This is a genomic window from Ensifer sp. ENS07 (genome assembly GCF_014852185.1).
Lineage (GTDB): Bacteria > Pseudomonadota > Alphaproteobacteria > Rhizobiales > Rhizobiaceae > Ensifer > Ensifer adhaerens.
In genome coordinates, this window is record NZ_JACVBE010000010.1 from 105,782 (window position 1) to 119,493 (window position 13,712).

Below are 13,712 nucleotides of genomic sequence, written 5' to 3' on the forward strand. Positions count from 1 at the left end.
CTCATGTCGATGAAAAAGCACATCTCGCCGGCCGAAGCGGCTGCCCTGATCCCGGATGGCGCGGTGGTTTCGGTCTCCTCGTCCAGCGGCCTCGGCTGCCCGGATCTGATGCTCAAGGCGATCGGCGAGCGGTTCGAGACGACCGGCCACCCACGCGACCTGACGACGCTGCATCCGATTGCCGCCGGCGACATGAGCGGCATCAAGGGCGTCGACTATATCGCCAAGAAGGGTCTGCTGAAGAAGATCATCGGCGGCTCCTATCCCTCGGGTCCGTCGAGTGCGGAACCGCCGTTGATCTGGCAGATGATCGGCGCTGACGAGGTGGCGGCCTACAACGTGCCCTCCGGCATCCTGTTCGACATGCACCGCGAGGCCGCGGCCAAGCGCCCGGGCGTGATGACCAAGGTCGGCCTCGACACCTTCGTCGATCCGTCGCGCGAAGGCTGCGCCATGAATGCTTCGGCCGCGGCTGAGCCCATGGTTAAGAAGGTCTCGTTCGAAGGCGAGGACTGGCTCTATTTCAAGGCGATCGCGCCGCAAGTGGCGATCATCCGCGCGACGACGGCGGACGAGCGCGGCAATCTCACCTATGAGCACGAGGGCGCCTATCTCGGTGGTCTCGACCAGGCGCTCGCTGCCCGCAACAATGGCGGCATCGTCATTGCCCAGGTCAAGCGCATCACCAAGGAAGGCTCACTGAAACCCCACGACGTGCGCGTGCCGGGCGTGCTGGTGGATTATGTCATCGTCGATCCCGACCAGAAACAGACGACCCAGACGCTCTACGATCCGGCGATTTCCGGCGAGATCTTCCGGCCGCTCGACAGTTTCCGGGTGCCGGAATTCAATATCCAGAAGGTCATTGCCCGCCGCGTGGCGCAGGAGCTTGAAGCCGGCAGCGCCGTCAATCTCGGCTTCGGCATTTCGGCCAATGTGCCGCGCATCCTGCTCGAAGAGGGGCTGCACGGTGCGGTCACCTGGGTGATCGAGCAGGGCGCTGTCGGCGGTGTGCCGCTGCTCGACTTCGCCTTCGGCTGCGCCTCCAATGCCGATGCCTTCATGCCCTCGCCCTATCAGTTCACTTATTTCCAGGGCGCCGGCTTCGATGCCTCGCTGCTCTCCTTCCTTGAGATCGATCGCAACGGCTCGGTCAACGTGTCGAAACTCTCTTTCCGCCCGCATGTGACGGCCGGCGCCGGCGGTTTCGTCGACATAACGGCACGGGCGAAGAAGATCGTCTTCTCCGGCATGTTCAATGCCGGCGCCAAGCTCGCGGTCGCCGACGGCAAACTGGTGATCGAAAAGGAAGGCAAGCTGAAGAAGCTGGTCAACGAGGTCGAACACGTCACCTTCTCAGGCCGTCGCGGCATCGAGCAGGGCCAGGACATCACCTATATCACCGAGCGCTGCGTGATGAAGCTGACGCCCGAGGGCGTGATGCTGACCGAGATCGCGCCGGGAGTCGACCTGCAGGCGCATATTCTCGACCAGTCGGAATTCCCACTGATCGTTTCCGACAGACTGAAGACCATGGATGCGGGTCTGTTCCAGGATGCATTGCTTGGTCTTGAACTGCCGAAGAAGCCGGCGCGCCGGCTTCAGGGAGGCGACCGTGGCTGAAGGCCGTATCCGCATCGAGGTTGATGGACCGATCGCGACCATGACGGTTGCCCGTCCGGACAAGCTCAATGCCTTCGATATCGACATGCTGAAGGCGTTGGCATCGGCTTGCGACGAGATTGAAGCCGACCGCAATGTGCGTGTCGTCATCCTCACCGGCGAGGGCAAGGCATTTTCGGCCGGCGGTGACATCAAAGCCTGGGGCGGTATGGATGCGCCTGCCTTCGGGCATGACTGGGTACGGTTCGGCCACCGCGTGTTCGAGCGGCTGGCGACGCTGCGCATGCCCGTCATCGCCGCTCTTAACGGCCATGCGCTTGGCGGTGGGCTGGAACTGGCGGCGGCCGCCGATATCCGGCTGGCCGAAGCGCAGATCAAGATCGGGCTGCCGGAGACGAGCCTCGGCATGGTGCCCGGCTGGTCGGGCACGCAGCGCCTCGTCTCTCGCTTTGGCGCCCAGATCGTCAGGCGCATGGTGCTGGGCGGCGAGATGTTCACCGCCGAGGCTGCTCTGCGCGAAGGTCTGGTCGATGCCGTCGTCGAGACCGGCACGGTGCTTTCAGCTGCCCGCGATTATGCGGCGCGTGTCGCCAAGCGCGGGCCTGCGGCGCTCGAGATTTCGAAACTGATGCTCGCTTCGGCGAATGGCGAAGACAACGGATCCGCAGTCGAAGCGCTCGGCTCGATCCTTGTCGCCAAGACCGGCGACCTCAAGGAAGGTGTCGTTGCCTTCTCCGAAAAGCGTGAAGCCCAATTCAAGGGAGAATGGTAATGACCGTGCTCGTGAAACCCAAGCCGATCGACGGCCAAAAGGTTCGCGCCTTCCAGATGCTGATCGACGGCAAATGGGTGGACAGCGCCGAGGGCCGTACGATCGAGCGCGTGGCGCCGGGCCACGGCGTCGTCGTCAGCCGCTATCAGGCGGGCACCAAGGCCGACGCCGAAAAAGCGATTGCTGCCGCACGCCGTGCCTTCGACGAGGGCACCTGGCCGCGCATGACCGCTTCGCAGCGTTCGCTGGTGCTTTTGCGCGCAGCCGATATCATTGCCGAGCGCGCCGATGAGCTTGCCTATCTCGATGCGATCGAATCCGGCAAGCCGATCAGCCAAGCCAAGGGCGAACTCGGCGGTGCCGCCGATATCTGGCGCTACGCCGCGGCTCTCGCCCGCGATCTGCATGGCGAAAGCTACAACACGCTCGGTGACGGTACACTTGGCGTCGTGCTGCGCGAGGCGATCGGTGTCGTCTCGATCATCACGCCCTGGAATTTCCCGTTCCTGATCGTCAGCCAGAAGCTGCCCTTTGCGCTGGCCGCTGGCTGCACCACTGTCGTCAAGCCGTCCGAGCTGACCTCGGCCTCGACGCTGCTGCTCGGTGAAATCCTCGAAGCCGCCGGCGTTCCCGCCGGCGTGGTCAACATCATCACCGGCACGGGGCCGGAGGTCGGCGCGCCAATGACGACGCATCCGGATGTCGACATGGTGTCCTTCACCGGCTCGACCGGCGTCGGCCGCCTGACCATGGCCAATGCTGCCCAGACGCTGAAGAAGGTCTCGCTGGAACTCGGCGGCAAGAACCCGCAGATCGTTTTCCCCGACGCCAATCTCGACGAATTCATCGATGCCGCCGTCTTCGGCGCCTATTTCAATGCCGGCGAATGCTGCAATGCCGGCTCGCGATTGATCCTGCACCGTGACATCGCCGACGAGGTGACGCGCCGCATCGCCGAGCTCTCGGCCAAGGTGAAGGTCGGCGATCCGCTCAATCCGGAAACCCAGGTCGGCGCAATCATCACGCCGCAGCATCTGGAAAAGATCGCCAGCTATGTTTCTGCTGCTTCCAAGGATGGCGCTGCGGTTGCCCATGGCGGCACCGCGCTCGATCTCGGCATGGGCCAGTTCATGGCGCCGACGATCCTTTCTTCCGTGCGCCCGGACATGGCGGTGGCGCGCGAAGAAGTGTTCGGCCCGATTCTCTCGGTGCTGACCTTCGAGACGACGGAAGAGGCGATCGGCATCGCTAATGCGATCGACTATGGTCTTTCGGCCGGGGTGTGGAGCCGCGACTTCGACACCTGCCTGACGATCGGCCGCCGCGTGCGCGCCGGCACCATCTGGATGAACACCTTCATGGATGGTGCGTCGGAACTGCCCTTCGGCGGCTACCGCCAGTCCGGCCTCGGCCGCGAACTCGGCCGGCATTCGGTCGAGGATTACACCGAGACCAAGACGCTCAACATGCATATGGGGCCGCGTACCGGCTGGTGGATGCCGCGCTAAGGCTGAAACAGGGGAGGAGAGGACATGCGGACGATGGGGAGAACATTGGGGCAGGAGGCAGCGTCACGTGACACCGCCTTGCGTGCCGTGTTCGCCCGCTCAGCCGGCCGCGCCGAAGCTCGATGGGATCTGCGGACAGAGCAGCAGCTGCAGCTTGCTGACGTCGCTTTCGCCGCCGATCTTCTGCAGGAGCACCCGGCCCATGTCCTCGCCGGTCGCCGTCAGGTCCTCGTAGATCGTCTCGACCTGCGGCTGGATGGCGCTCAGGAGATGCGAGGTCTGCTTGGCGACGATGTCGTATTCGCGTCCGAGCGTCAGCCCGCAATCGCTCATGCCGGTGATGGTTGCGAGCGCGCAGACTTCGCCGCCGCACATGAAACTGTCCGGTGGATCGGGCTCGGCGTAGCGCTGGCGCACGCGGTCGCGGATGGCGCCTGCCGGGCTGTCGAGATCGATGCCCGAGAGGATTTCGTAGGCGCAGCCCGCCTCGCGCACGGCGGTCATGAAGCCGTGCTGAAGATGGCCGGCAAAGGTGAAATCGGCGGGGCCACTGATCAGGGCCGGCTTGCGCCTGCCCTTGGCGATCAGGCGCTTCGTCGCCTGGTAGGAAAAGGTGAAGTTGTCGTAGTCGACATAGGGATGCGGGGTGGAAAGCTCCGTGCGCCCATGGGTGACGAAGGGAAAGCCGAGATCGGACAGCAATCGGACCCGGGGATCGAGCGGTTCCGTGCGCGAGAAGATCAGGCCATCGGCCATCGCGTTGCGGGTGATGTAGTTGACCGCCTCGACATTGGTCGAGTTCAGGAAGTTCGGCATGACGATCAGGTGGTAGGCCGTGCCCTGAAGTGCCTTGGCGATGCCGCTCATGATCGAGGTGCCGTAGCCGAGGATTTCCTCGTGCGGGTCGAGCAGCACGCCGATGACATTGGTGCGGCCGGTCTTCAGGCGCTGGGCGGCCCGGTCGGGCGAATAGCCGATCTCGTCTGCGACCTCGCGCACTCGCTTGCGGGTATCGAGCGAGATCTGCGGCGCATCGGAAAGGGCACGCGAAACGGTGGTGACCGCAAGGCCGGTGATTTCCGCGATCGTGCGAAGGGTCGGCTTGCCGCGCTTGACGGCAGAACCAATGTCTTCGGCGTGGGCGGGCTTGGAGGGATCGGCCAATGCTAGTCTTTCTGAACGCGGGCGGGAGCGGTGTTTGTATCGTGGTGCGAGGGCTTAGGCAATCGAATCATGAAAACGTTTTAAATCTCGCATCGCGGCATGGCTTGCTGCACTGCAATAGCTAATGTGAGCTATATAATTCAGTAAATTCAAACGGTTCCGAAGGTGCTAAAATACAAAATGGCGGAATGCTTGACTTGCTGAATTTATAACGTTTTAAATGGCCAGCCGCTGGCTGAAGCGGCGCGAATTCCGGGGTGGAGGAGGTTCCGCCTCGTTAACTTGCAAACGGGAGGAAAACGATGCGCAAGTTGATGACGACGACGGCCGTTGTGGCGCTGATGATGGCGGCCACCGCCGCGCGCGCAGCCGAAAATGTGGAAGTTCTGCACTGGTGGACATCCGGTGGCGAAGCCGCCGCACTCGACGTTCTGAAGAAGGACTTGGAAAGCAAGGGCATCACCTGGACCGACATGCCGGTTGCCGGCGGTGGCGGTACGGAAGCGATGACGGTTCTGCGCGCTCGCGTCACCGCGGGCAACGCTCCGACCGCCGTGCAGATGCTCGGCTTCGACATTCTCGACTGGGCCAAGGAAGGCGCACTCGGCAACCTCGACGAGACCGCTTCCAAGGAAGGCTGGGACAAGGTGATCCCGACCGCCCTGCAGCAATTCTCGAAGTATGACGGCCACTGGATCGCAGCGCCGGTCAACGTGCATTCGACCAACTGGGTCTGGATCAACAAGGCCGCCCTCGACAAGGCTGGCGGCAAGGAGCCGACCAACTGGGACGAACTGGTTGCCCTGCTCGACAACTTCAAGGCCCAGGGGATCACCCCGATCGCCCATGGCGGCCAGCCCTGGCAGGATGCGACGATCTTCGACGCCGTCGTGCTTTCGCTCGGCACCGACTTCTACAAGCAGGCTTTCATCGATCTCGACCCGTCAGCGCTCGGCGGCGACAAGATGAAGGAAGCCTTCGACCGCATGACGAAGCTGCGCTCCTATGTCGACGACAACTTCTCGGGCCGTGACTGGAACCTCGCTTCCGCCATGGTTATCGAGAACAAGGCCGGCCTGCAGTTCATGGGCGACTGGGCCAAGGGCGAATTCCTGAAGGCCAAGAAGGTGCCGGGCACCGATTTCGTCTGCATGCGCTTCCCGGGTACGCAAGGGTCCGTGACCTTCAACTCCGACCAGTTCGCGATGTTCAAGGTTGCCGACGACAAGGTTCCGGCCCAGCTCGCCATGGCTTCGGCGATCGAAAGCCCGACCTTCCAGTCGGCCTTCAACGTGGTCAAGGGCTCGGTCCCGGCGCGCACCGACGTTCCGGACACGGACTTCGACGCCTGCGGCAAGAAGGGCATCAAGGACCTGGCAGAAGCCAACACCAACGGCAAGCTCTTCGGCTCCATGGCCCATGGCCATGCCAACCCGGCTGCCGTCAAGAACGCGATCTACGACGTCGTGACGCGCGAGTTCAACGGCGAACTGACGTCCGAAGAGGCCGTCAAGGAACTGGTCTCGGCCGTCGAGGCCGCGAAGTAACGGGCTCGCTCCGGGGCGCACTCTAGGCGCCCCGGACACCCTATTCCGACATGCAGGCGCCGTCGAACCGCCGTGGCCAACAGGACGCGGGGAGGGGCGCTTTGATACCCAGAACCTCGCGCGGATGCCGATATCAGGGATTTCCCGACGGCCGCGCCAGAAGTGGTGAACGTTCATGGATAGCCGCAGTCGCCTGCAGGACCTGATACCGAAGCTGGTGCTTGCCCCGAGCTTCCTCATCGTCCTGATCTTTGTCTATGGCTTTATTGCCTATACCGGCTTTCTGTCGATGACGGACAGCAAGATGCTGCCGTCCTACAATTTCGTCGGGTTAAGCAATTATTCGAAGCTGTGGGCGCTGCCGCACTGGTGGCGGGCGGTGAGCAACCTGGCGATCTTCGCCGCGCTCTATATCACCATCTGCTCCGTGCTCGGCCTTGGGCTGGCAATCCTGCTCGACCAGAAGATCCGGGCCGAAGGTTTCCTGCGGCCGATCTACCTCTACCCGATGGCACTCTCGTTCATCGTGACCGGAACGGCCTGGAAGTGGTTCCTCGATCCCGGCATCGGCCTTGAGAACACCATGCACCTCTGGGGCTGGGAGAGCTTCTCGTTCAACTGGATCAAGGACCGCAACTACGCGATCTACTGCGTCGTCATTGCCGCGGTCTGGCAGTCGACCGGCTTCATCATGGCGATGTTCCTTGCGGGCCTTCGCGGCGTGGACAACGAGATCATCAAGGCAGCGCAGATCGACGGCGCCAAGACCTCGACGATCTATCGCCGGATCATCATTCCCCTGATGCGGCCGGTGTTTCTTTCCGCATTCGTGGTGCTCGCGCATCTGGCGATCAAGGCCTACGACCTGATCATCGCGCTCACCGGCGGCGGCCCCGGCCAGGCGACCGAACTGCCGGCGACCTTCATGTATTCCTACACCTTCACCCGCAACCAGATGGGCATCGGCGCGTCCTCGGCGATCATCATGCTGGTGATGATCTTCTCGATCATCGTTCCCTATCTCTATTCCGAAATCCGGGGAGCACGACGCTGATGAGCGCTCCGAGCCCAGACAACATCATTTCACACAACCGCCTCACCCGCGCGTTGATCTACACCGCGCTGATCCTCTTTGCGCTCTATTCGCTGTTGCCGCTCTACGTCATGCTGGTGAACTCGGTGAAGCCGCTCGACGAGATCCGCCAGGGCGGCATGCTCAACCTGCCGCAGACCTTTACGGTCGAGCCGTGGCTTCAGGCCTGGTCGACGGCGCAGATCGGCGTGCAGCCGACCGGCCTGAAACCCTTCTTCATCAACTCGATCCTGATGGTCGTGCCGGCCGTAGCAATCTCGACGATCATCGGCGCACTCAATGGCTACGTGCTGACGAAGTGGCGCTTTCCCGGTGCCAACATCTTCTTCGGCATGCTGCTGCTCTCGTGCTTCATCCCGTTCCAGATCGTGCTGATCCCGATGGCACGCATCCTCGGCATCCTTGGGATAGCCGGTTCGATCTGGGGCCTGATCTTCGTCCATGTGATCTACGGCATCGGCTTCACGACGCTCTATTTCCGCAACTACTACGAAGCGTTCCCGACCGAGCTGGTGCGCGCAGCGCAGATCGACGGCGCCAGCTTCTTCCAGATCTTTTGGCGCATCCTGTTGCCGTCCTCCGGTCCGATCATCGTCGTCTCGGTCATCTGGCAGTTCACCAACATCTGGAACGACTTCCTGTTCGGCGCGTCCTTCTCAGGCCCCTATTCGACGCCGATGACGGTCGCGCTGAACAACCTCGTTTCGTCCTCGACAGGCGTCAAGGAATACAACGTCCACTTCGCGGGCGCGATCCTCGCCGCCCTGCCAACGCTCATCGTCTACATCGTGTCCGGCCGCTACTTCGTTCGCGGGCTGATGTCGGGCGCCGTGAAAGGATAAGCTCATGTCTTTCTTGAAAATCAGCAACCTGCGCAAATCCTATGGCTCGCTCGAGATCCTGAAGGATATCAACCTGGAGATCGAAGAAGGCGGCTTCCTGGTGCTGGTCGGCCCCTCGGGCTGCGGCAAGTCCACACTTCTCAACACCATTGCCGGTCTGGAGCCGATCACATCGGGCGAGATCGCCATCAACGGTCGTTCGGTTGCCGATCTGCATCCCTCGAAGCGCGACATCGCCATGGTGTTCCAGTCCTACGCGCTCTACCCGAACATGACGGTTGCCGGAAACATCGCCTTCGGCATGGAAATCCGCGGCGTGCCGAAGGAGGAGCGCGAAAAGGCGATCAAGCAGGTCTCGGAAATGCTGCAGATCGGCCATCTGCTCGATCGCAAGCCGAGCCAGCTCTCGGGCGGCCAGCGCCAGCGCGTCGCCATGGGCCGGGCGCTGGTGCGCAACCCGCAGGTCTTCCTGTTCGACGAGCCGCTCTCCAACCTCGACGCAAAGCTGCGCGTCGACATGCGCACCGAAATCAAGCGGCTGCACAACCGCATGAAGACGACGATCGTCTACGTGACCCACGACCAGATCGAGGCGATGACGCTGGCGACCAAGATCGCGGTGCTGAAGGATGGCGTGCTGCAGCAGTTCGGGACGCCGGCCGAGATCTACAACAACCCGGCCAACATGTTCGTCGCCGACTTCATGGGCTCGCCGGCGATGAACCTGCTGACGGCGCGGATCGAAAAGAGCGGCTCCGACATTGCGGTCACGCTGACGCGTCCGAATGCCGAGCCGCTGAAGCTTGCGGTGCCTCAGGCCAACGGCGCACTGTCTGCCTATGCCGGCAAGGACGTCGTCTTCGGCATCCGTCCGGAAGCGCTGACCGATCCTGATGGCGCCGACCGCAATGCCAAGGTGGTCGCCGAGGGCGAGTGCCTGATCGAGGTGGTCGAGCCGGCCGGCTCCGATACCTTTGCGGTCACCCGTCTCGGCGGCAAGGAGATCGTTGCCCGGCTGAGAGCCGATGCCCGCATCGCGCCCGGGCAGACCTCGCGCCTTGCCTTCAATCTCGACAAGGCGGTGTTCTTCGATCCGCAGAGCCAGCAGCGGATCGCGTAACCAACGATGCAGCAGCAGCCGGAGATCGTCATTATCGGGTCGGGGATCGGCGGCTCCACGCTTGCGGCGGGGCTTGCCGGCTCCGGCGCCCGCATCGCCATCCTCGAGCGTGGCGACCGCCTGCCCGATACGCCGGAGGCGCGCAGCTACAGCTCGATCTTCGTCAAGGGCCACTTCCGCCCGAGGGAGATGTGGCGCGAACCCGACGGCACCGAGTTCAACCCCGGAAACTTCTACTTCGTCGGCGGCAATTCCAAGCTCTTCGGTGCGGTGCTCCTGCGCTACCGGGCCGAAGATTTCACCGAGATGCAGCATCTCGGCGGCGTTTCGCCGGCGTGGCCTTTCCCTTACGAGGAGCTGGAGCCCTGGTACGGCAAGGCCGAGCAGCTGTTTGAGGTGCGCGGCGAATTGGGCGACGACCCGACGGAGCCGTTCCACAGCTCGCCTTACACTTTCGGCCCGGTGCCGGACGAGCCGGCGATTGCGCGGGCCCGTGCAGAGCTGAAGGCGCAGGGGCTCAATCCGGCAACGCTGCCGCTCGGCGTCGACATCGACGCCTGGCTTGCCGGCGGGCGCACGCCCTGGGACGGGTTTCCGAACACCGGCAACGGCAAGATGGACGCTGAAACCGCATCGCTCGCTTCCGCACTGAAGGATCCCAATATCGAGCTGATCACCTCGGCGCATGTCGACACGCTGGAGGCGGGACCCGGCGGCCGGATCGAGGCGATCCACTACACCCACAGGGGCGAGAAGAAGAAGCTGTCGCCGAAGCTGGTGATCCTGTCGGCGGGCGCGATCAATTCGGCCGCCATCCTCTTGCGCTCCGGCGACGGCAAGGGGCTCGCCAACGCCTCCGACCAGGTCGGCCGCAACTTCATGAACCACAATTGCAGCGCCATGCTGGCAATCAACCCGTTCAAGCGCAACGACAGCATCTACCAGAAGACGCTGATGCTGAACGACTATTACCTCACCGGCGGCAGGGATGGCCTGCCGCTCGGCAACGTCCAGCTGCTCGGCAAGATCAACGGCGACATCCTCAAGGCCAATGCGCCCCTCTGGGCACCGCGGTTTGCCTTCGATTTCATGGCCGGCCATGCGGTCGACTGGTACATGATGACGGAGGACCTGCCGAACCCGGAAAGCCGCATCATGGTCGACGGCAACGGCATCATCATGCAGTGGCGACGCTCGAACATGGAGGCGCTGTCCGGGCTCGAAGCGAAGATGCGCGCGCATTTCAAGGCAGCCGGTTATCCGATCGTGCTGTCCCAGGCTTTCGACAAACGCACGCCGTCACACCAGTGCGGCACGGTGCGGATGGGCAAAGACCCGAAGCATGCGCCGCTCGACACCTACTGTCGCGCCTACGACCACCCGAACCTCTTCGTCGTCGACGCGAGCTTCCTGCCGACATCGGCTGCCGTCAATCCGGCGCTGACCGTTGCCGCTCAGGCGCTCAGGGTCGCCGACCATATCGCCACTAGGGAGTTTCGATCATGACGTCATCGACGCGCCCCGTCGCCATCGTCACCGGCGGCCGCCGCGGCATCGGTCTCGGCGTCGCCCGTGCGCTCGCCCGCGAGGGCTTCGATATTGCGCTCACCGGCCTCGGTGCGGCGGACGCGACGACCGCCCAGACGCTGTCGGAACTTTCCGGCGACCACGGCCGGGCGATCTACATCGAAGCGAACCTTGCCGATATCAGCGGCCATGCGGCGACTGTCGAGCGTGTTCGCGCCGAGCTCGGTCCGATCCGCTGCCTCGTCAACAATGCCGGCATCGCCTCGGTGATGCGGGGTGATTTCCTCGATCTGCTGCCGGAAAATTTCGACACGATCGTCGCCACCAACCTGCGGGGAACGGTGTTCTTCACCCAGGCCGTGCTCGTCTCGATGCTGACGGATCCGGCTGATGTAGCACCGCGGTCGATCATCAACATCACCTCGGTTTCGGCAACGATGACGTCGCCCGAGCGGCTCGACTATTGCATGACCAAGGCCGGCCTTGCCGCCTTCAGCCAGGGGCTGGCGCTCAGGCTTGCCAATACCGGCATCTCGGTTTTCGAGATCCGGCCGGGTATCATCCGCTCCGACATGACCGCCGGCGTCTCGGCGAAATACGATGGCTTGATTGACGGCGGGTTGGTGCCGATGCGGCGCTGGGGCGAGCCCGATGACATCGGCAATATCGCGGCCGGGCTTGCCGGCGGCAAATTCGCCTTTGCCACCGGCTCGGTCATCCAGGCGGATGGCGGGCTTTCGATCGGCCGTCTCTAGGAAACGCGCAGGATTTTTGAGGCTCGCAAGCGGGCAGGGTTTGAATTGAACACGTCGAAAATTTGGAACGTTCCAAATTGGTGACGGCGGAGGGAAGACAGGGAATGAGCTACGACTACATCATCACCGGCGCCGGCCCGGCCGGCTGCGTACTCGCCAATCGCCTCTCCGAGGATCCATCGGTCCGTGTCCTTTTGCTGGAGGCCGGTGGCGGCGACTGGAATCCGCTGTTTCATATGCCGGCCGGTTTTGCCAAGATGACCAAGGGCGTTGCCAGCTGGGGCTGGGAGACCGTGCCGCAGAAGCACATGAAGGGCAGGGTGCTACGCTATACCCAGGCCAAGGTCATCGGTGGTGGCTCGTCGATCAATGCCCAGCTCTATACCCGCGGCAACGCCGCCGACTACGACCTCTGGGCGTCCGAAGACGGCTGCACCGGCTGGGACTATCGCAGCGTGCTTCCCTATTTCAAGCGCTCAGAAGACAACCAGCGCTTTGCCGACGACTATCACGCCTATGGCGGCCCGCTCGGTGTCTCGATGCCTACGGCGGCGCTGCCGATCTGCGACGCCTATATCCGCGCCGGTCAGGAGCTCGGCATTCCCTACAATCATGATTTCAACGGTCGCCAGCAGGCGGGCGTCGGCTTCTATCAACTCACCCAGCGCAATCGCCGCCGCTCGAGCGCATCGCTTGCCTATCTTTCGCCGATTAAGGATCGCCGCAATCTGACGGTTCGCACCGGCGCGCGCGTGGCGCGGATCGTGCTTGAGGGTACACGTGCCGTCGGCGTCGAAGTCGTCACCGGCAAGGGCAGCGAGATCATCCGGGCGGAGCGTGAGGTGCTGGTAACTTCCGGCGCCATCGGTTCGCCCAAGCTCTTGTTGCAGTCCGGCATTGGGCCTGCCGATCACCTGAAATCGGTGGGTGTCGCGGTAAAACATGACCTACCGGGTGTCGGCGGCAACCTGCAGGATCACCTCGATCTCTTTGTCATTTCCGAATGCACCGGCGACCACACCTATGACGGCGTCGCAAAACTCCATCGTACGCTATGGGCCGGCCTGCAATATGTACTCTTCCGCTCGGGCCCGGTGGCGTCGTCGCTGTTTGAGACCGGTGGCTTCTGGTATGCCGATCCGAACGCCCGCTCGCCCGATATCCAGTTCCATCTCGGTCTCGGCTCGGGCATCGAGGCGGGCGTCGAAAAGCTGAAGAATGCCGGCGTGACGCTGAACTCCGCCTATCTGCATCCGCGCTCGCGCGGAACGGTGCGGCTTTCCTCCTCCGATCCGGCGGCAGCGCCGCTGATCGATCCCAACTACTGGGAGGATCCGCATGATCGCAGGATGTCCATCGAAGGCCTGAAGATCGCCCGCGAGATCATGCAGCAGGCGGCGCTCAAGCCCTTCGTGCTGGCGGAGCGCCTGCCGGGCAATTCGGTCGTCAGCGATGAGCAGTTCTTCGACTACGGCTGCGCCAACGCCAAGACCGACCATCACCCCGTCGGCACCTGCAAGATGGGCACGGACGCGATGGCGGTGGTCGGGCTCGATCTCAAGGTGCGTGGCCTTGAAGGCCTGCGCGTCTGCGACAGCTCGGTGATGCCGCGCGTTCCCTCTTGCAACACCAACGGGCCGACGATCATGATGGGGGAGAAGGGCGCCGACATCATCCGCGAGCGCCAGCCCCTGCCGCCGGCGATCTTCGCCCACGAACGCAACGACAGCCGCCCGCGCGCCCGCGCCGATATCCGTTGAG

Annotated in this window: 11 protein-coding genes; 10 read left to right on the forward strand and 1 reads right to left on the reverse strand. The window is 63.3% G+C overall.

Features of this window, described 5'->3' with window-relative positions; all coding sequences use genetic code 11:
• Positions 1-3: 3 nt before the first annotated feature.
• The 3 genes from IB277_RS25765 to IB277_RS25775 are packed head-to-tail and all read left to right on the forward strand — an operon-like array spanning position 4 to position 3,903.
• Entirely contained in the window at positions 4-1,623 is a 1,620-nt protein-coding gene (locus IB277_RS25765) for an acyl CoA:acetate/3-ketoacid CoA transferase (RefSeq protein ID WP_090295197.1), read from the forward strand.
• Entirely contained in the window at positions 1,616-2,395 is a 780-nt protein-coding gene (locus IB277_RS25770) for an enoyl-CoA hydratase/isomerase family protein (RefSeq protein ID WP_090295199.1), read from the forward strand. Before IB277_RS25765 ends, IB277_RS25770 begins: the two co-directional genes overlap by 8 nt.
• Positions 2,395-3,903 (forward strand): aldehyde dehydrogenase family protein, encoded by a 1,509-nt coding sequence (locus IB277_RS25775; RefSeq protein ID WP_090295200.1) that lies wholly within the window; start codon positions 2,395-2,397, stop codon positions 3,901-3,903. Before IB277_RS25770 ends, IB277_RS25775 begins: the two co-directional genes overlap by 1 nt.
• 99 nt (positions 3,904-4,002) lie before the next feature.
• Here IB277_RS25775 and IB277_RS25780 read toward each other — a convergent pair whose 3' ends face one another.
• A complete protein-coding gene (locus IB277_RS25780) occupies positions 4,003-5,067 on the reverse strand; it encodes a LacI family transcriptional regulator (protein WP_034803036.1) in 1,065 nt (354 codons plus the stop codon).
• 314 nt (positions 5,068-5,381) lie between these two features.
• Between IB277_RS25780 and IB277_RS25785 the strand changes: the two genes are divergently transcribed.
• The 7 genes from IB277_RS25785 to IB277_RS25815 all read left to right on the forward strand — a co-directional run bounded on the left by IB277_RS25785 (position 5,382) and on the right by IB277_RS25815 (position 13,711).
• Positions 5,382-6,614 (forward strand): ABC transporter substrate-binding protein, encoded by a 1,233-nt coding sequence (locus IB277_RS25785; RefSeq protein ID WP_371589769.1) that lies wholly within the window; start codon positions 5,382-5,384, stop codon positions 6,612-6,614.
• Positions 6,615-6,789: 175 nt separating this feature from the next.
• A complete protein-coding gene (locus IB277_RS25790) occupies positions 6,790-7,668 on the forward strand; it encodes a carbohydrate ABC transporter permease (protein WP_090295203.1) in 879 nt (292 codons plus the stop codon).
• On the forward strand, positions 7,668-8,549 hold the full coding sequence (locus IB277_RS25795) for a carbohydrate ABC transporter permease (RefSeq protein WP_034803016.1): 882 nt from the start codon (positions 7,668-7,670) through the stop codon (positions 8,547-8,549). Before IB277_RS25790 ends, IB277_RS25795 begins: the two co-directional genes overlap by 1 nt.
• Positions 8,550-8,553: 4 nt before the next feature.
• Positions 8,554-9,669: an ABC transporter ATP-binding protein gene (locus IB277_RS25800; protein WP_034803014.1), complete on the forward strand. Its 1,116-nt coding sequence runs from the start codon at positions 8,554-8,556 to the stop codon at positions 9,667-9,669.
• 6 nt (positions 9,670-9,675) lie between these two features.
• On the forward strand, positions 9,676-11,175 hold the full coding sequence (locus IB277_RS25805; protein ID WP_090295204.1) for an FAD-dependent oxidoreductase: 1,500 nt from the start codon (positions 9,676-9,678) through the stop codon (positions 11,173-11,175).
• Positions 11,172-11,951, forward strand: coding sequence for a 3-ketoacyl-ACP reductase (locus IB277_RS25810; RefSeq protein WP_034803008.1), 780 nt, complete (start codon positions 11,172-11,174; stop codon positions 11,949-11,951). Before IB277_RS25805 ends, IB277_RS25810 begins: the two co-directional genes overlap by 4 nt.
• A 104-nt stretch (positions 11,952-12,055) precedes the next feature.
• Positions 12,056-13,711, forward strand: a complete 1,656-nt coding sequence (locus tag IB277_RS25815) for a GMC family oxidoreductase (RefSeq protein ID WP_034803005.1) — start codon at positions 12,056-12,058, stop codon at positions 13,709-13,711.
• Position 13,712: the final 1 nt, after the last annotated feature.